Below are 21,945 nucleotides of genomic sequence, written 5' to 3'. Positions count from 1 at the left end.
CGAGACAGATACGATGCGCTCTGGCTGCGGTTACATGATGAGGACGTCATGACAATAAAGGAAGGCCTGCTGGCCACCCCCGCAGCCTCAACTGCCCAAACAGCCCCCATAGGAATGCCCTCCGAACGTCGTGGTGCGATTGCGCGCGGCTATAAAAAGACAGGCCCGGCGATCTTCAGCTATGGGTTTCGCCCGTTTTTTCTGGGTGGTGCAATATGGGCCGTTCTGGCCATGCTGCTCTGGATACTCTCCCTCACATTCGGTCTGACGGTTGGCGGCGCCTATGGCGCGCTCAACTGGCACGCCCATGAGATGGTGTTGGGCTTTTCGTCTGCCATTCTTGCTGGATTTCTTTTGACGGCTGTTCCGAACTGGACAGGCCGATTGCCCGTTTCGGGAACATCGCTTGCCCTGTTGTTCAGTGTCTGGCTCCTAGGGCGATTGGTTTTTCTGGTTCCCGATCTTGTTAATCTCTATATCGCAATCGGCATTGAAAGCCTCTTTCTGCCGTTGCTTCTATTTATCGCGTCGCGCGAAATCATTGCCGGCCATCAGTGGAAAAACCTTAAGGTTCTGATCGGCGTGGCAATCGTTATGCTTGCCAATTTCTGCTTCCATTATCTGGCGATAACGAATGGCGACATAGCCACTGCCAATCGTGCCGGAGTTAGTGCTTATGTGCTTCTGGTTATGTTAATCGGTGGACGGATCATCCCAAGCTTCACGCGCAATTGGCTTAATCGCATGGGTGCCAAGCGCTTTCCGGTGCCGTTCAATCGCTATGATGGTCTTGCTATTCTTGTCGGTGCCATCGCCTGTGTGAGCTGGATTGTGGTTCCAGAGCATTCGTTGACAGCTGTCATCGCAATCATCGCCGCTGGTCTGCATCTTGTGCGGCTTTATCGCTGGCGCGGATGGAGCGTGGTAAAAGACAAGCTCGTTCTTGTCCTGCACGTTGCATATTTCTTTGTGCCTGCCGGTTTTGTTGCCATAGCGCTGGCAGCACTCGAACAGCTTAATCCATTTTCGGCTCTTCACGTTATGACCGTGGGTGTCATTGGCTGTATGATGTTGGCAGTGATGACCCGTGCCACCCGGGGGCATACGGGACGTGAACTTGTCGCTTCGCCCACAACCCAAATTGCCTATCTGTGCCTGATATTGTCAGCGCTGATCCGCCCATTCGCGGAAATGATGCCAAATTTCTTTCATACATTCCTTGCGGCATCGGCGCTTCTCTGGATGCTGGCCTTTGGGCTGTATGTTCTCGAATATGCACCCATGCTGATGACGAAACGGCGACAGCGTACTGAATAATGGCTGGTGAAAATGGGCCGCTATACGGCCCATTCAACATCCGTGGTGAAGGCAATCGTCAGCCAGCGGTCCGGGCCTTCACCGCCAAGCGCATCGCCGATTTCATCGCGCAATGCATCCCATTCTTCGAGCTTTCTGGCGGGCTGATCGGGCGGCACGATGAAGTAGAGTTCGATCTGCTTGCCGCGCCCAACCTTGGCGACATAGGCGCGATAAGACTTGAAGCCATTGCGCTCAACGACTTCTTTTGCAACCTGATCCACATGCTGTTTGAGATCGAGAGGAGTCACAAGCAGCATGTCTGCAAGCGCCTGTTTGATGGTTCCAATCGGCATAGGAATGATGGCGATACAGACAAGGGCCAGAACGGCTGGATCGATATAAGGCGTCACCCAGTCGAGCCGGGTTCCCTGAATAAAATAACCGACCAGAAAGGCGATCAGGAGTGCAGCGGTAATGCCGCCCGACATGATCCACGCCTTGGCATCAAGCGCAATGAAGTCGGATTTCAATTTGCGGTTCGCACGGGTTTCGAGCCATGCCATGCCGAGGCAGGCAATCAGAGCAACAACTGCGTAGAAGATCGCGTAACTGAATTCGAGATCGCGGCCACCATGCATCAGACTGCCGATGGCGTTGATGAGTGCGTAGATGGCAACGCCGGTCAGCATGATGCCATTGAGGCCCAGAACCATCGGCTCAAGATGCCAGAAACCCATGGTGAAGCGATCACGCAATTTCCCGCTTGGAGGCTCTGGTAGCGCAGAGAGTGCAATTAGCCGGGCAACAACAAGTGCAAGCCCGCTCATTGCAGCGTCGGCAAACATGTAAACACCATCAAAGACAATAGAAAATGAGCCAGACAAAAGGCCGAAAACGACACCAAAGCCTGCAACAAAAATAGTAACTGCTATGGATATTTGAAGAATAGATTGTTCACTACGCAATTTTTACTCCGAATTGACACGCAGCGCGCGGCAATAGACGTTGGGAGGAGAAATGCGATTGCCGGACTGCGGCTGAAATCTATAGGAATCTTCTTGAAGAGGCAAATCTGCCTTTGGGTAACTTATTCGAAGTGAAAGTCTCCCGGTGTTCCTCCGGGAGACTTTTTGGTCAGATTACTGCGATTGCTGGTCCTTGACGAAGGTGCGATCGGTCTCGCCCTTGAAGAAGTCACGGCCATAGATAATCAGGCAGAGCACAACGCCGGTGGCAAAAGCCCAGCCAGCGCCGCGTGTTGCTAGAACGGCACCCGTGACACCGGCGATGCCGAGATCACGCTGCGAGCGGGCTTCCATTACGCCGATACGCACCGAAACATAACCCTGAATGAGCAGCGTCAGGGTTAGTGCTACACCCAGGATCGGCTGCACCAGTGTCACGATTGGCATCAGGAACAGGCCGGTATTGGTGCCCCAGCGGAATGAGCCTGCACCGCCGAAGATCGAGTGCATGGACTTCTTGCCTTTGGAGAAGCGTTCGCAGATGACGACCTGCATCGCAGCCCATACAGGTCCGCACATGGTCACATCGGGGCCGAGCACCGACATGCCGGTGTTTCGGATACCGAAAACGAGGTGGGCGCGGTCGGCGCTGTAATCGATCTTTTCATCCGGTCGCTGAAGCTGTGCTTCGCCGAGGATCGACTTGGTTTTCAGTACGTCACCGAAGAGAACGATATAGGTTGCGAGAACCGTCGGCAGAGCCGTTAGGAACATCGAGAGCGGTGGCATGCCGAGACCAAAGATCGTGTATTCGCGCCAGAGCGTCGTGAAATCCGGCGACGAGATCGTCCACTGGAATTCAGGCCATTTTGCTTCGCCAAACAATGGAGCAACAATAACGGCAAGCAGGATGCACGGCAGAACGCCGAGCTTTCCGATCAGGCCGAAAAAGCCGCCATTGCGGGAAAGACGTGCGAACTGCGGTGAGAACATCAAATAGAAGCACAGGCCGATCGAGATCGCGATGGTGAACGGGAAAATGTCGAAGTTGCCGCCAACCTTGAACACGGAAATGACAGCTGCAAAGCCAGCACCGATGATGATGCCGGATTTAATCGCCTGCGGAATAGCGGCAATGACGCGGTTTGCGATGCCTGTCGCGCCGATGAATATCGACAGTAGCCCCAACGTCATCTGGAAGGAGACAAGGGCATGAATGCGTTCCGGACCTTCGGGGAAGGTGGCGCAATATGCCATGATGAGTGGCACGGCAGGGGTGATCCAGCCCGGAACGACTGGGTCGCCGAGCAGGTGATGTGTGAGGTAGAACAGGCCGTTGAGAACAACGACGGCCAGCGCCACTTCAAATGGCATTCCCAGAAGTTCCGCCATCAGTGGAATGGCCGAGAGGTCGACCGCACACATCAGAAGGCCCTGACAATAATCAGGCCACTCGAATTTATAATGAACGAAAGGCAGACGGATTTTGAACGGTCCGGCAGGCCAATATGGCTGCTCCTGACCATCGATGCGTTCAGTGCTCAAGATTTTACTCCGAAAGGACGAAACAAAGCTCCGGAAGAACAGCTATCAGGCGCGCTCTTCCGGGATGCTCGTTAAATTATATGTTTGGATCAGAATGCTTCGCGATAAAGCGCCAGCGCGTCAGCTTCCGTCACATCAACAGGGTTGTTACCCAGAAGACGTGTTTGAAGCATTGCATCACGGGCAAGCGTTTCGAGGCTTTCTTCGGTGACGTCGACGTCACGCAGGCGGCGTGGTGCGCCAGAGCGGTTCATCAGGTCTTCCATATAATCAACGAAAGCTGCTGAACGTTGTTCTGTCGTGCCTTCCGATTTGCCGAGCAGCAGGTCTGCAAGCTCTGCATAAAGTTCAGCGGCGCCCGCCATGTTGAAGCGCAGAACCGGTCCGAGCATCAGGGCGTTGGAGAGGCCATGGGGTACATGATAGTGACCGCCGAGTGGGTAAGCCAACGCGTGAACGGCGCCGACCGGCGAGTTCGAGAAGGCCTGACCGGCATAGTTTGCGCCAAGCAGCATGGCTTCGCGGGCATGGCGATCTTTGCCGTTTTCGCAGGCTGCAACCAGATTGGCCGACAGGAGCTTCAACGCTTCACGCGCGAAAGCGTCGGAAAGCGGATTTTTCTTGATGCGGCTGGTATAAGCTTCAATCGCGTGCACCATGGCGTCGATGCCGGTGGCTGCAGTGTGAAGCGCTGGCAGACCGCAGGTCAATTCTGCATCCAGAATGACGAAATCTGCATATAGCTGGCGGGAAACGACACCCATCTTGGTGGTTTCGCCGGTGGTCAGGATCGTGATGTTTGTCACTTCCGATCCGGTGCCAGCAGTGGTTGGGATCTGGATCAGCGGCAGGCGCGTGCCCTGAACTTTGCCAATGCCATACAGCTCAGACAGTTCCTGCTCGGAGACGATAAGCACCGCAGCAAGCTTTGCAATATCCATCGAAGAGCCGCCGCCGAGGCCCAGCACGATATCGCAACCGGCTGTCTTGGCCTGATCGACACATTCAAACAGAACCGATTCCGGCGGATCGGCAACGACGGCATCAAAAATGCTGATGCCGAAGCCAGCTTTTTCAAGCGAAGCAAGCGCTTCGTTGAGAACGCCAGCCTTGTGCAGGCCCTTGTCGGTTACGATGAGGATTTTGCGTTCTGAGAAACGCTCGCCCAGAATTTCGCCGAGACGCTTTGCAGCCCCCCACTCGACAAGCATTGAGCCGACCGTGTCGAACGAAAATGGCTTGATACCTACAGTCATAATTTCCACCCTTATTCATATTTCCCCAGCGCCGAGGTCTCTCATTCCTCGCCGGCACAAAGGCGCTGGGTTTCAAGCGGTCCGGCTTTCACGTATAGGAAAGCCAGACCGACAGTTTTCCGATGCAGCCGGTGCATCGGTCGTCTGAAGAGATGCTTGGGAGGACCTCTTCTTAATTGTTCAATATATTGAACAATGTTCAGGATTTAATAGATCGATACAGGATATAAAGCCCGGCTGTCAAATTATCCCTTCGACCAAGACGAAGGATTTTAATCGATTCAATAGTTGCCTCGACGAGCAGGTTCAGCAGGTCATTGATTTCGTTAAACTCTTTGTCGCGCAGGCCACACGGCTTTGTGAGCCTGGAGCGCATCCCGAAAAGTGCGAAGCGGTTTTCGGAACAAGATACTCTTAAAAGCAAACGGATAGGGCATTTCCAATATTTGCTCAGCCCATGAACCGGTAGAAGCAAATGTTGGAATCAGACCACTAAGATGTGGCTATACCCGAAATCCTTGTACTGGACGGCCTGACAAGCGGGAATGTAAGCTCGGAACGCGCTTATTCATGCGAGCAAGGGAGGGCTTCATGGAAGTAACGATCATAACAGGTGCATCCGATGGCATTGGCGCTGAAACCGCGCGACAGCTCAGTACGCGGGATGGTGCGAGGGCGGCACTGGTTCTTGCTTCGCGCAATGCCGAGAAGTTGCAGGCACTTGCTGCCGAGCTTGAACAATCGGGCAGTCAGGTATTGGTCGTTCCAACCGATGTCACGGATCACAATGCCTGTATTGCGCTTATCGAAAAGACGGCCGCTGCATTTGGGCGGATCGATACGCTGATTGTGAATGCGGGCATGTCGGCCCATGCCAATTTTTCCGAGATCAAACCGGAAGACTTACAATGGATGCATGATCTGATGGAGCTTAACTATTGGGGCAGCGTCTGGCCGATCCATGCAGCACTCCCGTATCTGGCCAAAACCAAAGGACGCATTGTTGCGGTGTCGTCTGTTGCCGGGCTGATAGGTGTGCCGGGACGCACCGCCTATAGTGGCACCAAATTTGCGCTCTCGGGGTTTTGCGAGGCGCTGCGATCGGAGCTTGAGCCCACTGGTATTTCGGTGACGATCGTTTATCCGGGTGTTGTCAAAACTGACATTCGTAAGACGGGTTATGGTGCCAGCGGTGGTGCTCTTGGTATGAGCGGTGTGCGCGAAGACGATATGATGTCTGTTCAGCGGGCCGTCGAGCTGATGCTGGATGGAATCACCAACCGCAAACGCGAAGTGTTGATGACACGTCAAATGCGTTTGGGGCGCTGGCTGAAACTTCTGGCACCACATATAGTGGATCGCATGGCTTTGAAGGCCATAAAGCCCGAGTTTCGGCCCAAACCGATCAAGCCTGTGGAATAGTCGGCTACATATCCCTGCTATTCACAGGCTGGACGAAACAAAGGCTAGATTTAGTTTTTTTGAACCGTCTATCCATTGACGACTTTTTAACTTCAGATACTATATCTTGTGTTCAAGGTTCTTACGATTCGTGAGGATCAAAAGCGAAGATGGGAATACGGTGCGCGGTATCCATGATGGATGTTGTTAAGCCGTAGCTGCCCCCGCAACTGTAAGCGGCGAGCTCAAATCCAGATGTCACTGGCACAGGCCGGGAAGACGGATGCGAGCGATGAGCCGTGAGCCAGGAGACCTGCCTTGAACGAGAACGTCCACGGGCGGGGTGTCCGGTTGGCGCGCGATAAGTTATGGCATTGTACTGCCATGTCTTTTGGTGCCCCGTATATCCCTCTCATAAGCTTCGGGGTGACAAGCATGTCGAGTAATTCAAGACCAAACAGTTCCGGTCCGCCATTTACGGGCTAGTTTGAAGGATTCGCGCTGTTAAAGCGCGTTGTACCTCTCAGTTTTCGTTGCTTTTCACGCGCATTTCATCATGCGCGAACGCCCTTTTGCGCCTTCATTCGTGTGAGGCGTAGTGGATCAAAACATCTGTCTATACGCATTCTCCAACGCCAAATGCTTCTGCGACAGTGCTGGAAATGCTCCATCCCCAGTGAGGAAAAAATGAACGTTACCGTCTATAGCAAGCCCGCCTGCGTCCAGTGCACCGCAACCACCCGCGCGCTCGACCGTCAGGGCATTGAATATGCTGTCATCGACATTTCCGCCGATGCCGATGCGTACGATCTCGTTCAGGGCCTCGGATACCGTCAGGTGCCGGTTGTTGTTGCTGGTGAATCCCATTGGGCCGGTTTCCGTCCTGATATGATCAGCTCGCTGGCGTAACGCCGGTCTGCTGCCGGGGTTTGTTATGGGCCAGATCGTCTATTTTTCCAGCCGTTCGGAAAACACGCATCGCTTTGTGATGCGTCTGGGGATGCGCTCAAAGCGCATTCCGCTGGAAAGCTGTGAAGACGATGCTGGTCTGTTGCGGGTGAACGAGCCTTTTGTGCTCGTAACGCCAACCTATGGCGGCGGCGGTGCGAAAGGTGCTGTTCCCAAACCGGTCATTCGCTTTCTTAACGATGTGGACAACCGATCCCTCATTCGCGGCGTCATTGCCGCCGGGAACAGTAATTTCGGCGAAGGCTTTGGCCTTGCAGGTAAAATAATTTCGGAAAAATGTCAGGTTCCCTACCTCTATCGCTTTGAGCTTTTGGGAACGGATGAAGACATTGGCAATGTTAAAGACGGGATGGAACGATTTTGGACACGGCAGACACAACCCTGACCCGTGAGCGCGAGACGGTCGCCGCTTCGGAAAAGCAAGAGTCATCCCCAGCATCGGGGGCTGCATCGGGCGGCAAGCCGCAGAAGCCCACGGAGACATCGCTGGATTATCATGCGCTAAACGCCATGCTGAACCTGTATGACGATGACGGCAAAATTCAGCTGTATCGTGACCGGCAGGCTGCGCAGCAATACTTCCTTCAGCACGTCAATCAGAACACGGTGTTCTTTCACAATCTGCGTGAAAAGCTCGGATATCTGGTCGATGAAGGCTATTACGAGAGGGAAGTGCTGGATCAGTATTCCTTCAATTTCGTGCGCGATCTTTTCGATCATGCCTATGACAAGAAGTTCCGCTTCCCGACCTTCCTCGGCGCGTTCAAATATTACACCAGCTATACGCTGAAAACCTTCGACGGTAAGCGCTATCTCGAGCGCTACGAAGATCGCGTCTGTATGGTGGCGCTTGCGCTTGCGCGTGGCAATGAACAGCACGCACGCGAAATGGTCGATGAAATCATTGCGGGCCGTTATCAGCCGGCAACACCGACCTTCCTCAATGCAGGCAAAAAGCAGCGCGGCGAACTCGTCTCGTGCTTCCTGTTGCGTGTTGAAGACAACATGGAATCGATTGGCCGCTCCATCAATTCCGCACTGCAGCTTTCAAAGCGCGGCGGCGGTGTGGCACTGAGCCTGACCAATATTCGTGAATCCGGCGCACCGATCAAACAGATCCAGAACCAGTCTTCGGGCATCATTCCGGTGATGAAGCTGCTTGAGGATTCATTCTCCTACGCCAACCAGCTCGGTGCGCGTCAGGGTGCGGGTGCTGTTTATCTGCACGCCCATCACCCCGACATCATGCGCTTCCTCGATACCAAGCGCGAAAATGCAGACGAAAAAATCCGCATCAAGACGCTGTCGCTTGGCGTTGTGATCCCGGACATTACGTTCGAACTCGCGAAGAACGACGAAGATATGTACCTCTTCTCGCCTTATGACGTCGAGCGCGTCTACGGCGTGCCGATGACCGAGATTTCGATCACCGAAAAATACCGCGAAATGGTTGATGACGGCCGTATCCGCAAGAAGAAGATCAACGCGCGTGATTTCTTCCAGGTGCTAGCGGAAATCCAGTTTGAATCCGGTTATCCTTACATCATGTTCGAAGACACGGTGAACCGCGCCAATCCGATTGATGGACGCATCACCATGAGCAATCTCTGCTCGGAAATTCTTCAGGTCAGCGAAGCCAGCATCTTCAATGATGATCTTTCTTATGAGCATCTCGGCAAGGACATTTCCTGCAATCTCGGCTCGCTCAATATTGCAGCAGCCATGGATAGCCCGGATTTCGGTAAGACCATCGAAACCTCCATCCGTGCCCTGACGGCCGTTGCAGACATGAGCCATATCGGCTCTGTCCCTTCGGTTGCCCGCGGTAATGATGAAAGCCATGCTATCGGCCTCGGCCAGATGAACCTGCACGGCTATCTCGCTCGCGAACGCATTTTCTATGGTTCTGAAGAAGGCGTCGATTTCACCAATATCTACTTCTACACGGTGGCCTATCACGCAGTTCGCGCTTCCAATCTGATCGCTGTTGAACAGAAAAGCTCGTTCAAGGGCTTTGAGAAATCGAAGTATGCGACAGGCGAATATTTCGAAAAATATACCGATCACGTCTGGGAGCCTGCAACTGAGAAGGTTCGCGAGATTTTCGAGAATGCCGGTATTGTGATCCCGACGCAGGAAGATTGGCAGGAACTGAAAAAGGCTGTCATGGAAGGCGGACTTTATAATCAGAACCTGCAAGCCGTGCCGCCAACAGGCTCGATCTCCTACATCAACCATTCGACCTCTTCGATCCATCCGATTGTTTCCAAGATCGAAATCCGTAAAGAGGGCAAGATTGGCCGCGTTTATTACCCGGCTGCTTTCATGACGAATGATAATCTCGAATATTATCAGGATGCCTATGAGATTGGCCCGGAAAAGATCATCGACACCTATGCAGCGGCAACGCAGCATGTCGATCAGGGTCTGTCGCTGACGCTTTTCTTCCGTGATACCGCCACCACGCGCGATATCAACAAGGCGCAGATTTACGCGTGGAAGAAGGGCATCAAGACGATTTATTACATCCGCCTGCGCCAGATGGCGCTCGAAGGTACGCAGGTTGAAGGCTGCGTTTCCTGCGCCCTCTAGGATCGCGGATATTCAGGCTTCGGCGGCCTGCAAATGGCGTCGTTCTGCGAGCCGGTGCTCATGTACTTTATGTACACTGCGCTCCGGTTCTCGAACCCCACCATTTTCGGCACGCCACAGCCAGAATCTCACGCCGATCCCAACCAAGGTAGAGACAAATGAACATGCAGTTCAAAAACAATAATGCGAAAAAGCCGGCGGTTGTGCGGGCCATCAACTGGAACCGCATCGAAGACGACAAAGACCTTGAAGTCTGGAACCGTCTGACCGGCAATTTCTGGCTGCCGGAAAAGGTGCCGCTTTCCAATGATATTCAATCATGGGAAACGCTGAAAGCGGAGGAAAAGCAGCTCACCATCCGCGTGTTCACAGGCCTGACGCTTCTGGATACGATCCAGAATGCTGTCGGTGCTGTGGCACTGATGGATGATGCTTCCACGCCGCATGAGGAAGCTGTTCTGTCGAACATTTCCTTTATGGAGGCGGTTCATGCACGGTCTTATTCATCGATCTTCTCGACGCTGTGCCTGACGCCTGACGTAGACGATGCCTATCGCTGGTCGGAAGAAAACGAATTCCTGCAAAGGAAGTCGCAGCTGATCCTTGAGAATTACAACGCTGAAGATCCGCTTAAGAAGAAGATTGCCAGCGTGTTTCTGGAAAGCTTCCTGTTCTATTCGGGCTTCTATCTGCCGATGTACTGGTCGAGCCGTGCCAAGCTCACCAACACCGCTGACCTCATCCGCCTGATCATCCGCGATGAAGCCGTTCATGGCTATTATATCGGCTATAAGTATCAGCGCGCGCTTGAGAAACTCGATGACGCCAAAAAGCAGGAAATCAAGGATTTTGCCTTCGATTTGTTGCTGGAGCTTTACGACAATGAAGTGCGTTATACCGAAGCGCTATATGATGGCGTTGGTCTGACCGAAGATGTCAAAAAGTTCCTGCATTATAATGCAAACAAGGCGCTGATGAACCTTGGTTACGAAGCCCTGTTTCCGGCAGAAGCCTGCAAGGTCAACCCGGCGATCCTCTCGGCGCTTTCGCCGAATGCCGACGAAAACCACGACTTCTTCTCCGGCTCGGGTTCTTCCTATGTGATCGGCAAGGCTGTTGCGACAGAAGACGATGACTGGGATTTTTGATTAAAAAAAGCGCGCTGTGAGAACAGCGCGCTTTTGTTTTGCTATTGGGACTCGTTTAGCTCTTCGGGCTCAAATCCATCGAGAACCACTTCTCAGACATTTTCGATAGTGTTCCATCTGCCCGCATTTCGCCGATGGCTTTATCGAGCTTGGCTTTTAACTCAGGCTCGTCTTGACGCAATCCGATGCAGACATTTGTTGCCTGAATGCCGCCGACCAGAAGTGGCCCGGTGATCTTAAGCGCACCATTGCTTTTTTCCGCACGGTCGCGAGCGAAAACGACATTGTCATACTGACCATCGACGCGGCCTGATTGCAGATCAAGCTTGACCTGTTCAGATCCCTTATAGGTGCGGACTTGAACGGCATCGCCGAAATTTTCTTCTACAAACTGCAGCTGACTGGTCGAAAGTGAAGCGCCGATTGTCTTGCCTTTCAGCGCTTCTTTAAGATCAGCGAGTGCTTTTTTACCTTCTTCCGTATCCGTGGAGAGGCTTTCACCTGTGTGAGGCAGGTTGGCTAATGATCCGTCAGCCGGAACCAGGAAAGTATTCGGCGTGATTACATATGGGTCAGAGAAATCGATGGCTTTGCGGCGCTCCGGGTTTGGTCCCATGGTCAGGACCACATCAAACTTGCCAGCGAGAAGCGACGGAATCTGGCTGTCCCAATCCTGCGCTACGATCTTGCAATCAAGTTCAGCCCGCTTGCAGACTTCTTTGATAACATCCAGATCAAGCCCCTGAAGCTCTCCGCCAGGGGTGGTCAGGTTGAATGGCGGAAAGGCACCTTCTACGCCAACAGTAACGGTCTTCCATTCTTTCGCGAGCACGCTTCCACTGTAAAGGACGGAGAGAGTGCATAGACTGATAGCGGCGATTTTCTTGAACATAGTTCCCTCGTTCTTATGATTGTTTCGGGGTGGAGTTTTGTCTGGTGTGAATTTCCACGCCTTTCTTCAACATCAAGTGTGTACCCACTGACGAGTGATGAAAAGCGGAATATGGTTCATGTATATGAATTTAGTTCTGAATAATGAAAATCATCATACGCTGATCAACAAGCAGAAAACCCCGACCTGAAACTCAGGTCGGGCTTTAAGTATTAGCGATAAAATTATAATATTATCAGCCGTTTAGCTTGGAATAACGCGCGATGTCCGCATGTGTTGCGAACCAGATATCCTTATGTTGCCGAATGTGGCCGATCAGTTCCTTCAAGATCCAAATGCGAGACCGATGGCCGATGATATCCGGATGCATCGTCAGCTGGAAAATCCCCCCTTCTTCATAAGCGGCATCAAACTCGCGAATGAAAATCTGGAGAATATCGTGCGGCGCAATCTGCGGGCGCAAACCGCCCCAACGATCCATGACGAGATAGGCCGCATCATCACGAATCCATTCGACTGGCAGTTCGGTCACACCGGTCGGCTCGCCATTAAGCAAAAGCTCATAACAATCGACGTCTGCCATCAGCGAAGAATCGTAAAGCAGGCCCATTTCTGCGGTAATTTGAAGAGTATTGTCACTGAAATCCCACGATGGCGTCCGGATGCCCACGGGTCTAATACCGGTGACCGTCTCCAGCGCATCAGCAGAACGATGTTGAAGATCGCGCTCGGTATCGCCATCAAGCAAAGTATTGCGCTCATGAATCCAGCCATGAAGGGCGATTTCATGCCCCTCATCAATTAAAGCGCGCTGCTCGTCAGGATAATGAATCGCCGAAACTGCAGGCACAAAGAATGTTGCCGGGATGCTGTTGTTCCGCAGCAATTCACGAATGCGCGGAATGCCTTGCCTCGGACCGAATTGTCCTTGTGAAAGAGCAGAAATCGATTTGCCGCCATCACGCAATTCGAATGTGTCGTGGTCGGAGTCGAACGACAGTCCAACTGCACATTTTGCACCATTTGCCCAAGCCGATGGCTTGAAGCTGCGGCCAGCGCGCGCACGGTTCATGATGGTTTGCAGCCGCTCTTCTGGCCACGTCCATGTTGGAACGGGTGTATCAGTCGTCATGTTGTTGGTCCTCCACTAACCGATAAGGTCTGGCCTGTGATCCAGCTTGCATAGGGCGAAGCGAGAAAGAGCACTGCATTGGAAATATCTTCCGGTAGTCCGATACGACGCAGCGGAATTTCATTGATCATCGCAGCCTGACCATCGTCGCCATAAGACGCCCACTGACGCTCATAGTCGGGGCTTGTTCGCAGGAAGCCGGGAGCTACGGCATTGACGTTGATCCCGAATGGGCCGAGTTCATGGCCAAGCTGGCGTGCGAGACTGATAAGGGCGGCTTTTGCGCTGGCATAGGCTTGGATACCGGTCAGGCTAACGCCAAGCCCCGCACCGCTTGAAATGAATACCATCTTGCCCGCGCCACGGTTTTTCATAGCGGGAACGACGGCTTTGCCGACAAGAAATGCGCCACGCACATTAATGTCGTAGATACGATCCCAGTCGGCAGCCGGGACTTCTTCAAGGGGACGCTTTTTCTGCCCAAGAACCCCACCTGCCACATGCACGAAAATATCAAAGCCACCGTCTTTGTCAGCGTCCGCAATCAATTCTGCAATCGCGGCTTCATCGGTTACGTCAAGATGGGCAGCACGGATTGACCCGCCGCGTGCCGGACAAGCTTCATTAACGAGTTTCGTCAGTTCATCATCAAGAACATCCGTTGCAGTAACCGATGCGCCATCTGCGGCGAACGCCTCACATATAGCACGACCAATTCCCCTCGCGGCCCCAGTGACCAGGACTCTTTTCTCTTTGAAATGTATATCCATTTTACTGCTTGTCTGTTGTGGATGGTTTATGTCCGAGGCGAGCGCTCAGCTCGGCGGCGTGTTTGATCACGGCGTCGATCATACGTTGCCGGCAAGCAGTGAAGCGCGATGAAATCGTTGCCATATTCAGCGTGGCAATCACCTCTCCGCTGGCATCAAAAACCGGTGCAGCAACGCCTGAGCCGCCGATGACAGCTTCTTCGTCACAAATTGCGTAGCCGTTTTCTCGGGCGGCATCGATAATGCGGCGGATCTGTACGCGGTCTATTACTGTCTTGTCGGTGAGCGGTATGATGCGTTCTTTGGCGAGATAGCTTGCTGTCTTTTCAGGCTGCCAATGCGCAAGAAGGATGCGGCCCATAGCAGTGCAGTAAGCGGGGTCCGAGCCTGTGAGATCAGAATCGAAGCGCACCACCTGATGGCTCGCACTCTTGGCCAGAAGCTTGACGCGGCCATCCTTGCGTCGCGCGCCGAGAAATACGGTCTCGCCTTCGTTGTCGCGCATGGCATCCATGATCGGCTGTGCTGTTGCTATCAGATAGGCGTCGCTACCACTGCACCAGCCGGGGCCGTTCCGGAAAGCATCATGAATTTTATAGGACTCGGTGTCGTCGCGGACCACGTAGGCACGCGCAACTAAGGTCGCGAGCAGATTGAAGGTGCTGCTCTTTGGATAGCCCAGTTCGGCAACAATCGCCTTCAATGTTACCGGTTTGTGAGCGCGAGCAAGGAATTCGAGAATTTCAAGAACCCTGACTGCCGATTTAACTTCGCCGTTGTTTTCAATGTTCATATATGTGAACCAAATTCCTGTTGTGGAATAATGTGGCAGACATACGATCACAAGGCAACACAAAAGGAGCACGTTTTGAAATGAAGACTGAAAACAAAGTTGCCATCGTCACGGGCGGCGCGCGAGGCATCGGCAAGGCATGTGCTCTTGATCTGGCGCGAGCTGGTTATCATGTGACGCTGGTCGATCTGCTCGAGGCGGAGCTCGCTGATACGGCAGCCGAGATCGAAGCTCTGGGCGTGCGTGCCCTTCAATGTGTTGCTGATGTCTCTAGCCATAAGCGGGCAGGTGAGATTGTCGCCCAGACAATTGAAACCTTCGGGCGCGTCGACTTCCTGCTCAACAATGCCGGGCGTTCCGCTCCTGTCGGCATTCTTGATATTACAGAAGACGAGTTCGACCGTGCAATCGCGATCAATCTGAAAAGCTGCTTCAATTATATTCAGCATACTGCACCACATATGCCGAAGCAGGGCGGCGGCCGGATTGTTTCAATGTCGTCGCTCAACGCCTATTCGGGCGGTGTGACGGCAGCGGTTAGCAAGTTCGCTTATGCGGCAGCAAAAGCCGGTATCCTTGGCATGACTCGTTCGCTTGCCAAGGAACTGGGGCCAAACATTGCGGTCAACGCCATCTGTCCTGGCGTCATTCGTACGGAGATCGACACAAATGTCACCGAACGCGCAGATGAAGTTATCAAGGGAATTGCATTGGGACGGCTAGGTTGTGCCGACGATGTGGCGCGCTTGGTAACTTTCCTTGCGACATCGGAGCCCTGCTTTATTACGGGGCAGGCTTTCACAGTCGATGGCTTTCAATTCAATGTTTGACGCTCCGTGCAAGAGACATGGATGAAGATGAGCTTAAAAGCTTATAACGCAGTCCGAGGCTGCATCGGCCTTAACCGATGCAGCCTCCGCTGCCGCGTGAGTAGCCTTCGTCTTCCGGAGCGTGTCGCCACCTATCCGCATAATGGCTTATCAAACCGGAAACTCTTGCTGGCCATAATGTCACTTCTGATATGTCTTTTGAGCAATTTCACTTATATCTGTTGCCACAAGTTTAGAGTACCTCTAGGTACCGCTCGGGAGGAGCGTTCTCTTCTGTGGCAGCAGTCAGATCGAACTGTTTCAGCCATAAAAGCCGATAAAACAGAAGCCGAAATTTTGGTCTTCTCGATTGTCCTAGACCTGCTTCTTCCGACTGAAATGTTGAAAATTGAGCCGAGAGCGTGGACCTCAAGTTGAAGAACCATCACGACATCTGGGATATTGTCGACGCAAAGAGCGCCGCCTATTTCGAACTGAGCGATACGGTTTGGGATAACCCGGAAACTAATTACGAAGAATACAAGTCGAGTGACGCTCATGCGGCTCAGCTGGAGGCCGAAGGCTTCCGCGTGCAGCGTGGTATTGCAGGCCTGCCAACCGCTGTGATGGGCGAGGCGGGTGAAGAAGGTCCGGTCATCGCCATTCTGGGCGAGTTCGATGCACTTCCAGGCTTGAGCCAGCTCGCCGGTATAGCGGAAGAGCAGCCGATTGAAGCGGGCGGCAACGGACATGGCTGTGGCCATAACCTGCTTGGTTCCGGTTCACTTCTGGCTGCAGCCGCAGTGAAGGAATATCTCGAGGCAAACGGCATCAAAGGACGTGTACGCTATTATGGCTGCCCTGCCGAAGAGGGCGGATCAGCCAAGGGCTTTATGGTGCGTGAAGGCTTGTTCGACGATGTCGATATTGCGTTCTGCTGGCACCCGGCGCCTTTTGCGGGCGTAAACGATCCGGTTTCACTGGCTTGCAACGAAATCAATTTCAACTTCACCGGCCGTGCAGCCCATGCAGCATCCGCTCCGCATCTCGGACGCAGCGCGCTTGATGCCGTTGAGCTGATGAATGTCGGCGTGAATTATATGCGCGAGCATATGCAGTCATCAGCACGTATTCACTATGCAGTCACTGATACAGGTGGTTTTGCCCCTAATGTTGTGCAGGCAAAAGCAAGCGTGCGCTACCTGATACGAGCGCTCGATTTGCCGCAAATGCAGGTTCTGCTGGAACGCGTCAAAAAGATCGCCGATGGTGCGGCTTTGATGACCGAAACAACGGTGAAGAGCGACATCGTCAGCGGTGATGCCAATCTTATTGGCAATCCGGCGCTGGAACAGCTGATGCAGCGTGAGCTTGATCGCCTTGGCCCGCCGGTTTTTGATGAACAGGATCGCGAAACCGCAAAGCGTTTTCAGGCAACACTGACCAAAGAAGATATCTCCGATGCGTTCCGCCGCTTCGGTGTTCAACCAAACGCTGAAATTGCGCTTTGCGAAGGCATCTATGAGCCTTATAAGGGCGATAACTCGCTTGTTGGCTCCACGGATGTTGGCAGCGTAAGCTGGGTTGTTCCAACTGTGCAGATGCGCGGTGCAACTTGCGCAATCGGCACGCCGCTTCATTCATGGCAGATGGTTGCGCAGGGTAAGTTGCCTGCAGCGCATAAAGGCATGGCCCATGCGGCGAAGATTATGGGAAGTACGGCTATAGAGCTGTTCCGCAACCCGGAGCAGATTGTTAAAGCCAAAGAAGATCATGAGAAGAAGCTCAATGGGGCGGTTTTTGTGAATCCGATCCCGGATAGTGTTCAACCAGCTTTGCCTGCGTCTGATAAGTGAAGCGGTAAGCCTGAAGCACGATGCTTAGATTCAATAGTCTAGATCGACCTTTGTACGTCCAGTTGGGCGTATGGCGCTCTAAAGAAATACCCGGAAAGCAATATGACGTTGATTTCGCAATCCCCCACATGGCCTGATGCATCATGAAGGCGTTTCTCGATATTCTGAGCTTCGGGCCTGACGGCTGGGGCTATGTGCTGGTAATGGCTGCATTGGTGAGCGTTTCGCTCGCTGTGCTCGGCTTTCTTCTTGGCGCAATCATTGGCGTGTTTGCTGCCTGGGCAAAAATTTCCGGCGGTCTTGCGCTGCGCGGAATTGCCGATGGTTACACGACCATCATTCGCGGCATTCCCGACCTTCTGGTGATCTATCTGTTCTATTTCGGCGGCAGCGCTGCGGTAACGGCGATCGGTCGCTTCTTTGGTGCAGAGGGCTTTATCGGCTTTCCGGCATTCCTCGCTGGCGTGCTCGCAATAGGCATTTCCTGCGGAGCGCATCACACGGAAGTTCTCCGCGGTGCATTCCGTGCGGTATCCAAGGGTGAGCTCGAAGCAGCCTCCGCCTGCGGCATGGGACAGACGCTCAAGTTCCGTCGCATCATTGCGCCGCTGGCACTGCGCCATGCGTTGCCGGGCCTTGGCAATGTCTGGCAGGTAGCACTTAAAGAATCCGCTCTGATCTCTGTTGTGGGCGTTGTCGACATTCTGCGTCAGGCACAGATCGGCGCTGGCTCGACTGGCCTGCCGTTCAACTTCTTCCTCATTGCCGGTGCGCTGTACCTGCTGATCTCGTCGGTTTCCGGCACCATACTGCAAGCAGCTGAACGCCACTTCTCGCGTGGCGTCCGGAGGGCAAAATGAACCTTCAATTCTACTCTGAAGCCTTCTTTCAGATGATGAGCGGCGTGCCGCTGACCCTTCAGCTTGCTGCAAGCTCGATTGTCTTTGGCGCGATTCTGGCCCTGCTTTTTGCCATGATGCGCCTGTCAGGTGTCGCTGTTCTTGATTGGATTGCCCGGCTTTACGTTTTCGTATTTCGCGGCACGCCGCTTCTGGTGCAAATCTTCATTATCTATTACGGCCTGAGCCAGTTTCCGGTCATCCGCTACTCGTTTCTGTGGCCAATCCTGCGTGAACCGTACTGGTGCGCGATCATTGCTCTGACTTTGAACAACGCAGCCTATGCCAGTGAAATCATCCGTGGCGGCCTTCTGTCGGTGCCAAGTGGGCAGATTGAAGCTGCAAAGGCTTGCGGCATGTCACGCTTCACCTGCTTCCGCCGTGTTGTCATGCCGCTGGCAATCCGCCAGGCACTGCCCGGCTATGGCAATGAAATGATCTCTATGGTCAAGGCGACGTCGCTGGCCTCCATCATCACTTTGATGGAAGTGACAGGCATCGCCGCCAAGCTGATCGCTGAATCCTATCGCGCAATTGAAGTGTTCGTCATTGCGGGCGCTATCTATCTTGCCATCAACTTCGTTCTGACACGCGTGCTCATGTTTGCTGAATACAAGCTTACGCCTTATCTGCGCCAGCCCGTCGTCAAGATCACCACCGAAGGAAAAACATCGTGAGTAAAGTTGTGTCACAAACGGCCCCGGTGGCGTTGAAAGTTGAAAACCTGCGCAAGAGCTTTGGCGCCAATGAAGTGCTCAAGGGCATCTCGATGGAAGCGCGCGAAGGCGAAGTGATTTCGATCCTCGGCTCTTCCGGTTCCGGCAAGTCAACCTTCCTGCGCTGCATCAATCTGCTGGAAATCCCCACCTCGGGTACGGTGACTGTTTCCGGTGAGACCATTCGCATGGCGAAGAACTCGAAGGGCGAAGCCTATCCGGCGGACAAGAAGCAGGTCTCGCGCATCCGCTCCGAGCTTGGCATGGTTTTCCAGAGCTTCAATCTCTGGTCTCACAAGACCATTCTCGAGAACATCATTGAAGCGCCGATCTATGTTCAGGGCCGTTCTCGCGCTGAATGTGTGGAAGAGGCAGAAGCACTGCTCGCCAAGGTCGGCATCGCCGACAAGCGCGACTTCTATCCGGCACATTTGTCTGGTGGCCAGCAGCAGCGTGCAGCTATTGCGCGTGCGCTCGCCATGAAGCCAAAGGTCATGCTGTTCGACGAGCCGACATCAGCGCTCGATCCAGAACTGGTTGGCGAAGTGCTGCGCGTTATGCGCGGTCTGGCTGAAGAAGGCCGCACCATGCTGGTTGTCACGCACGAAATGGGTTTTGCCCGCGATGTATCCAATCGCGTGGTCTTCGTTCACCAGGGCCTGGTCGAAGAAGATGGTGCGCCTGAAGAGGTGTTCGGAAATTCCAAATCTGAGCGTTTCCGCAAGTTTATCAGCCACGAAAATGCAGCCTGATTATTTCAAACAACGCTGATTTATGCCAAAAGGCACGTCAGCAAATAACTGCGTAAGGTTAAGTCAAATGAAGACCACAGGATTGTTCAAAGCCCTGTTCGTTTCGGCACTGGTTCTCACAACCGCTTCTGCACATGCAGAAGGGAAAAAGTGGGACAAGATCACGATCGCTACGGAAGGCGCTTTCCGTCCGTATAACTTCACCAAGCCAGATGGCACGCTGGATGGTTACGAAGTTGATCTCTACAAGGATCTCTGCGCACGCATGAAGGTTGAATGCACGATGGTTGCGCAGCCTTTTGATGGCATCATTCCAGCACTCAATGCTGGCAAGTTCGACGCCATCATGGCTGGCCTGACCGCTACGCCAAAGCGCGAAGAAACCATCGACTTCACCGTTTCCTACGGCCTGACACCGCAGACCTTCGCAACGCTGAAGGACAGCCCGTTTGCCAAGCTGCCACACACTGGCGAAACGCTTTATCTCGCCAAGGATGAAGAAGCGAACCAGAAGGCAATTGACGAGATCGCTGCTGAAATCAAGGGTCGCACCGTCGGCGTTCAGACCGCTTCGCTTGGCCTCTCGCTGCTCGACAAGTACTTCAAGGATTCAACCGATATCCGTGAATACAAGACCACTGATCAGCATGACCTCGACCTCAAGTCGGGCCGCGTCGATTTGGTTGTTGCCTCGCTGGCTTACCTCTCCGATGCAGCCAAGAAGCCGGGCAATGAAGACATCGTCATGACCGGTCCTTACTTCAAGGGTGGCATTCTAGGTCGCGGCGTTGCAGTTGGTATCCGCAAGAATGAGCCTGAACTGCAGAAGATGTTCAATGAAGCCATTGAAGCAGCCAAGGCTGACGGTACGATCAAGAAGCTTTCTGAAAAGTGGTTCGGCTTCGACGTAACCCCATAATCGGGACGATTAGTCCGATTGAAACGCCGCCCCACCGGGCGGCGTTTTTTATGGCGGATAGCCTTTGTGTGCGGCAAGCTTTTGAATTGATTTTATGTATTATCCAACGCACAACCATTTCATACGGTTCTGCATGCCTTCGGGTGTTGAGTGAAGAAAGAAGCTGCCGCGTTGACAGACGACATTGCCCATACTGAGCTGATTGCCGTTTTAACTGCCGTTACGGGTGAGCAGCCACGCGTTATGACAGTGCGCCAAGGGCAGGCTTTGCCATCCGGGCCATTTGAGACCGAGCATCGTTCGCTGCAATCGGGCCTGCGCGCCTGGGTGCAGGCCGAAACCGCTCATCCTGTTGGCTATCTTGAGCAGCTCTATACTTTTGCCGATCGTGACCGTCACAAGCTCGGCGAGCGGACAATTTCAATCAGCTATCTCGGGTTGGTGCGTGAAGGCGATGCGGCGTCCGGTCAGGCCAGTTGGCGTGGCTGGTATGACTATCTGCCATGGGAAGATCATAGGCAGGGTGTGCCTGAGATTGTCGGGCACCTGAGCAATGGTCTTCGTGTCTGGGCGCATCAGGCCGTTTCTGCGGAACTGACAGCACAGCGCCTGCGGCGCATAGGTTTTTCTTTCGGGCTGAATGGTGAGCGCTGGAACGAAGATCTGGTGCTTCAGCGCTATGAGCTTCTCTATGAGGCGGGCCTCGTCAGTGAAGCCGGAAAAGGCGATGAGGAGAACGGCAGGCATATGTTTGCCGATCACAGGCGGATTCTTGCAACCGCCATCGCGCGGTTGCGTGCGAAGATCAAATATCGCCCTGTCGTATTCGAACTGATGCCCGACAGTTTCACACTTTTGCAGCTTCAACGCACCGTCGAAGCTCTGGCCGGATTGCGGCTGCATAAGCAGAATTTCCGCCGCCTGATCGAACAGCAGGACCTTGTTGAAGAGACTGGCGAAAGCGATAGCGAAACCGGTGGTCGCCCGGCCAAGCTCTTCCGTTTCCGCTATTCGATTGTCGAAGAACGCGCACTTTCCGAGCGCCATGTTGCAGGAATAAAGCTCCCTCTCTCTCGCGATTGACAATATACTCGAATCGAGTATAACTTCACACCTAAGAAATACTCATAATGAGTATAAAGGATTTGTCCGCTACAGCGGAATTGGTAGCATTTCCAGCAAAAGTGCGAAGCGGTTTTGCATCGGATAATGCGTAAAAACAAACAGTTACA

General features: G+C 53.4%; 20 protein-coding genes and 1 riboswitch. Of the genes, 13 read left to right on the top strand and 7 right to left on the bottom strand.

The features are described from left to right. The first annotated feature begins 48 nt into the window (after positions 1–48). Positions 49–1,317 carry an NnrS family protein gene (locus tag RT142_RS21835; RefSeq protein ID WP_313031475.1) on the top strand — a complete coding sequence of 423 codons (1,269 nt, stop codon included), beginning with the start codon at positions 49–51 and terminating at the stop codon, positions 1,315–1,317. Between the two features lie 20 nt (positions 1,318–1,337). On the opposite strand, the gene RT142_RS21830 is transcribed toward RT142_RS21835, so the two are convergent. From RT142_RS21830 to RT142_RS21820, 3 genes are all read right to left on the bottom strand, one after another. Further along, positions 1,338–2,264 carry a cation diffusion facilitator family transporter gene (locus tag RT142_RS21830; RefSeq protein ID WP_079213380.1) on the bottom strand — a complete coding sequence of 309 codons (927 nt, stop codon included), beginning with the start codon at positions 2,262–2,264 and terminating at the stop codon, positions 1,338–1,340. A gap of 174 nt (positions 2,265–2,438) precedes the next feature. Next, the gene (locus RT142_RS21825; RefSeq protein ID WP_112814331.1) at positions 2,439–3,809 is read right to left on the bottom strand and encodes a hypothetical protein; all 1,371 of its coding nucleotides are present in this window, start codon (positions 3,807–3,809) and stop codon (positions 2,439–2,441) included. 89 nt (positions 3,810–3,898) lie between these two features. Then, on the bottom strand, positions 3,899–5,065 hold the full coding sequence (locus RT142_RS21820; protein ID WP_208856179.1) for an iron-containing alcohol dehydrogenase: 1,167 nt from the start codon (positions 5,063–5,065) through the stop codon (positions 3,899–3,901). Between the two features lie 591 nt (positions 5,066–5,656). Between RT142_RS21820 and RT142_RS21815 the strand changes: the two genes are divergently transcribed. The 5 genes from RT142_RS21815 to nrdF all read left to right on the top strand — a co-directional run bounded on the left by RT142_RS21815 (position 5,657) and on the right by nrdF (position 11,175). Continuing rightward, a complete protein-coding gene (locus RT142_RS21815) occupies positions 5,657–6,487 on the top strand; it encodes an SDR family oxidoreductase (RefSeq protein ID WP_313031468.1) in 831 nt (276 codons plus the stop codon). 98 nt (positions 6,488–6,585) lie between these two features. Continuing rightward, positions 6,586–6,802: riboswitch (cobalamin riboswitch) on the top strand. Positions 6,803–7,153: 351 nt separating this feature from the next. Then, positions 7,154–7,375, top strand: a complete 222-nt coding sequence (gene nrdH / locus RT142_RS21810; protein ID WP_007877694.1) for a glutaredoxin-like protein NrdH — start codon at positions 7,154–7,156, stop codon at positions 7,373–7,375. A 25-nt stretch (positions 7,376–7,400) separates the two neighbouring features. Continuing rightward, complete coding sequence (nrdI, locus tag RT142_RS21805) at positions 7,401–7,820, top strand: class Ib ribonucleoside-diphosphate reductase assembly flavoprotein NrdI (RefSeq protein WP_313031465.1); 420 nt, start codon at positions 7,401–7,403, stop codon at positions 7,818–7,820. Beyond that, positions 7,796–10,027, top strand: coding sequence for a class 1b ribonucleoside-diphosphate reductase subunit alpha (gene nrdE, locus RT142_RS21800; protein ID WP_313031463.1), 2,232 nt, complete (start codon positions 7,796–7,798; stop codon positions 10,025–10,027). Before nrdI ends, nrdE begins: the two co-directional genes overlap by 25 nt. A gap of 158 nt (positions 10,028–10,185) precedes the next feature. Next, positions 10,186–11,175, top strand: a complete 990-nt coding sequence (gene nrdF / locus RT142_RS21795) for a class 1b ribonucleoside-diphosphate reductase subunit beta (protein WP_313031460.1) — start codon at positions 10,186–10,188, stop codon at positions 11,173–11,175. A 55-nt stretch (positions 11,176–11,230) separates the two neighbouring features. Here the strand turns inward: nrdF and RT142_RS21790 are convergent, their stop codons facing one another. From RT142_RS21790 to RT142_RS21775, 4 genes are all read right to left on the bottom strand, one after another. After that, positions 11,231–12,067 (bottom strand): transporter substrate-binding domain-containing protein, encoded by an 837-nt coding sequence (locus RT142_RS21790; protein ID WP_313031457.1) that lies wholly within the window; start codon positions 12,065–12,067, stop codon positions 11,231–11,233. Between the two features lie 235 nt (positions 12,068–12,302). Beyond that, on the bottom strand, positions 12,303–13,199 hold the full coding sequence (locus RT142_RS21785) for a polysaccharide deacetylase (protein WP_313031456.1): 897 nt from the start codon (positions 13,197–13,199) through the stop codon (positions 12,303–12,305). After that, the gene (locus RT142_RS21780; RefSeq protein ID WP_313031454.1) at positions 13,196–13,969 is read right to left on the bottom strand and encodes an SDR family NAD(P)-dependent oxidoreductase; all 774 of its coding nucleotides are present in this window, start codon (positions 13,967–13,969) and stop codon (positions 13,196–13,198) included. The genes RT142_RS21785 and RT142_RS21780 overlap by 4 nt, the downstream gene beginning before the upstream one ends. A gap of 1 nt (position 13,970) precedes the next feature. Beyond that, positions 13,971–14,762: an IclR family transcriptional regulator gene (locus tag RT142_RS21775; RefSeq protein WP_007877701.1), complete on the bottom strand. Its 792-nt coding sequence runs from the start codon at positions 14,760–14,762 to the stop codon at positions 13,971–13,973. 80 nt (positions 14,763–14,842) lie between these two features. Here RT142_RS21775 and RT142_RS21770 point away from each other — a divergent pair, with 80 nt between their 5' ends. The 7 genes from RT142_RS21770 to RT142_RS21740 all read left to right on the top strand — a co-directional run bounded on the left by RT142_RS21770 (position 14,843) and on the right by RT142_RS21740 (position 21,796). After that, positions 14,843–15,592, top strand: a complete 750-nt coding sequence (locus RT142_RS21770) for an SDR family NAD(P)-dependent oxidoreductase (protein WP_313031452.1) — start codon at positions 14,843–14,845, stop codon at positions 15,590–15,592. Positions 15,593–15,993: 401 nt separating this feature from the next. Beyond that, a complete protein-coding gene (locus RT142_RS21765) occupies positions 15,994–17,427 on the top strand; it encodes a M20 family metallopeptidase (RefSeq protein ID WP_313031449.1) in 1,434 nt (477 codons plus the stop codon). 143 nt (positions 17,428–17,570) lie between these two features. Beyond that, complete coding sequence (locus RT142_RS21760) at positions 17,571–18,287, top strand: ABC transporter permease (RefSeq protein WP_064321254.1); 717 nt, start codon at positions 17,571–17,573, stop codon at positions 18,285–18,287. Then, on the top strand, positions 18,284–19,003 hold the full coding sequence (locus RT142_RS21755; protein WP_007877709.1) for an ABC transporter permease: 720 nt from the start codon (positions 18,284–18,286) through the stop codon (positions 19,001–19,003). The genes RT142_RS21760 and RT142_RS21755 overlap by 4 nt, the downstream gene beginning before the upstream one ends. Further along, positions 19,000–19,794: an ABC transporter ATP-binding protein gene (locus RT142_RS21750; protein WP_084479825.1), complete on the top strand. Its 795-nt coding sequence runs from the start codon at positions 19,000–19,002 to the stop codon at positions 19,792–19,794. Before RT142_RS21755 ends, RT142_RS21750 begins: the two co-directional genes overlap by 4 nt. A gap of 67 nt (positions 19,795–19,861) precedes the next feature. After that, positions 19,862–20,713 (top strand): transporter substrate-binding domain-containing protein, encoded by an 852-nt coding sequence (locus RT142_RS21745; protein WP_007877714.1) that lies wholly within the window; start codon positions 19,862–19,864, stop codon positions 20,711–20,713. 171 nt (positions 20,714–20,884) lie between these two features. Further along, on the top strand, positions 20,885–21,796 hold the full coding sequence (locus RT142_RS21740) for an NrtR DNA-binding winged helix domain-containing protein (RefSeq protein ID WP_313031500.1): 912 nt from the start codon (positions 20,885–20,887) through the stop codon (positions 21,794–21,796). The last annotated feature ends 149 nt before the right edge of the window (positions 21,797–21,945 follow it).

The organism is Brucella sp. (assembly GCF_032066345.1).
Classification (GTDB): domain Bacteria; phylum Pseudomonadota; class Alphaproteobacteria; order Rhizobiales; family Rhizobiaceae; genus Brucella; species Brucella pseudogrignonensis.
The sequence above is the reverse complement of the archived record's forward strand: the minus strand, read 5'-3'. Positions and strand labels throughout refer to the sequence as shown.

Bases quoted from the DNA above. Each gene is read 5' to 3' on its own strand.
- RT142_RS21835 (WP_313031475.1), top strand. From the start codon at position 49: ATGACAATAAAGGAAGGCCTGCTGGCCACCCCCGCAGCCTCAACTGCC.
- RT142_RS21770 (WP_313031452.1), top strand. From the start codon at position 14,843: ATGAAGACTGAAAACAAAGTTGCCATCGTCACGGGCGGCGCGCGAGGC.
- RT142_RS21775 (WP_007877701.1), bottom strand. From the start codon at position 14,762: ATGAACATTGAAAACAACGGCGAAGTTAAATCGGCAGTCAGGGTTCTT.
- nrdI (WP_313031465.1), top strand. From the start codon at position 7,401: ATGGGCCAGATCGTCTATTTTTCCAGCCGTTCGGAAAACACGCATCGC.
- nrdH (WP_007877694.1), top strand. From the start codon at position 7,154: ATGAACGTTACCGTCTATAGCAAGCCCGCCTGCGTCCAGTGCACCGCA.
- RT142_RS21785 (WP_313031456.1), bottom strand. From the start codon at position 13,199: ATGACGACTGATACACCCGTTCCAACATGGACGTGGCCAGAAGAGCGG.
- RT142_RS21760 (WP_064321254.1), top strand. From the start codon at position 17,571: ATGAAGGCGTTTCTCGATATTCTGAGCTTCGGGCCTGACGGCTGGGGC.
- RT142_RS21815 (WP_313031468.1), top strand. From the start codon at position 5,657: ATGGAAGTAACGATCATAACAGGTGCATCCGATGGCATTGGCGCTGAA.
- RT142_RS21820 (WP_208856179.1), bottom strand. From the start codon at position 5,065: ATGACTGTAGGTATCAAGCCATTTTCGTTCGACACGGTCGGCTCAATG.
- RT142_RS21755 (WP_007877709.1), top strand. From the start codon at position 18,284: ATGAACCTTCAATTCTACTCTGAAGCCTTCTTTCAGATGATGAGCGGC.
- RT142_RS21790 (WP_313031457.1), bottom strand. From the start codon at position 12,067: ATGTTCAAGAAAATCGCCGCTATCAGTCTATGCACTCTCTCCGTCCTT.
- RT142_RS21745 (WP_007877714.1), top strand. From the start codon at position 19,862: ATGAAGACCACAGGATTGTTCAAAGCCCTGTTCGTTTCGGCACTGGTT.
- RT142_RS21780 (WP_313031454.1), bottom strand. From the start codon at position 13,969: ATGGATATACATTTCAAAGAGAAAAGAGTCCTGGTCACTGGGGCCGCG.
- nrdF (WP_313031460.1), top strand. From the start codon at position 10,186: ATGAACATGCAGTTCAAAAACAATAATGCGAAAAAGCCGGCGGTTGTG.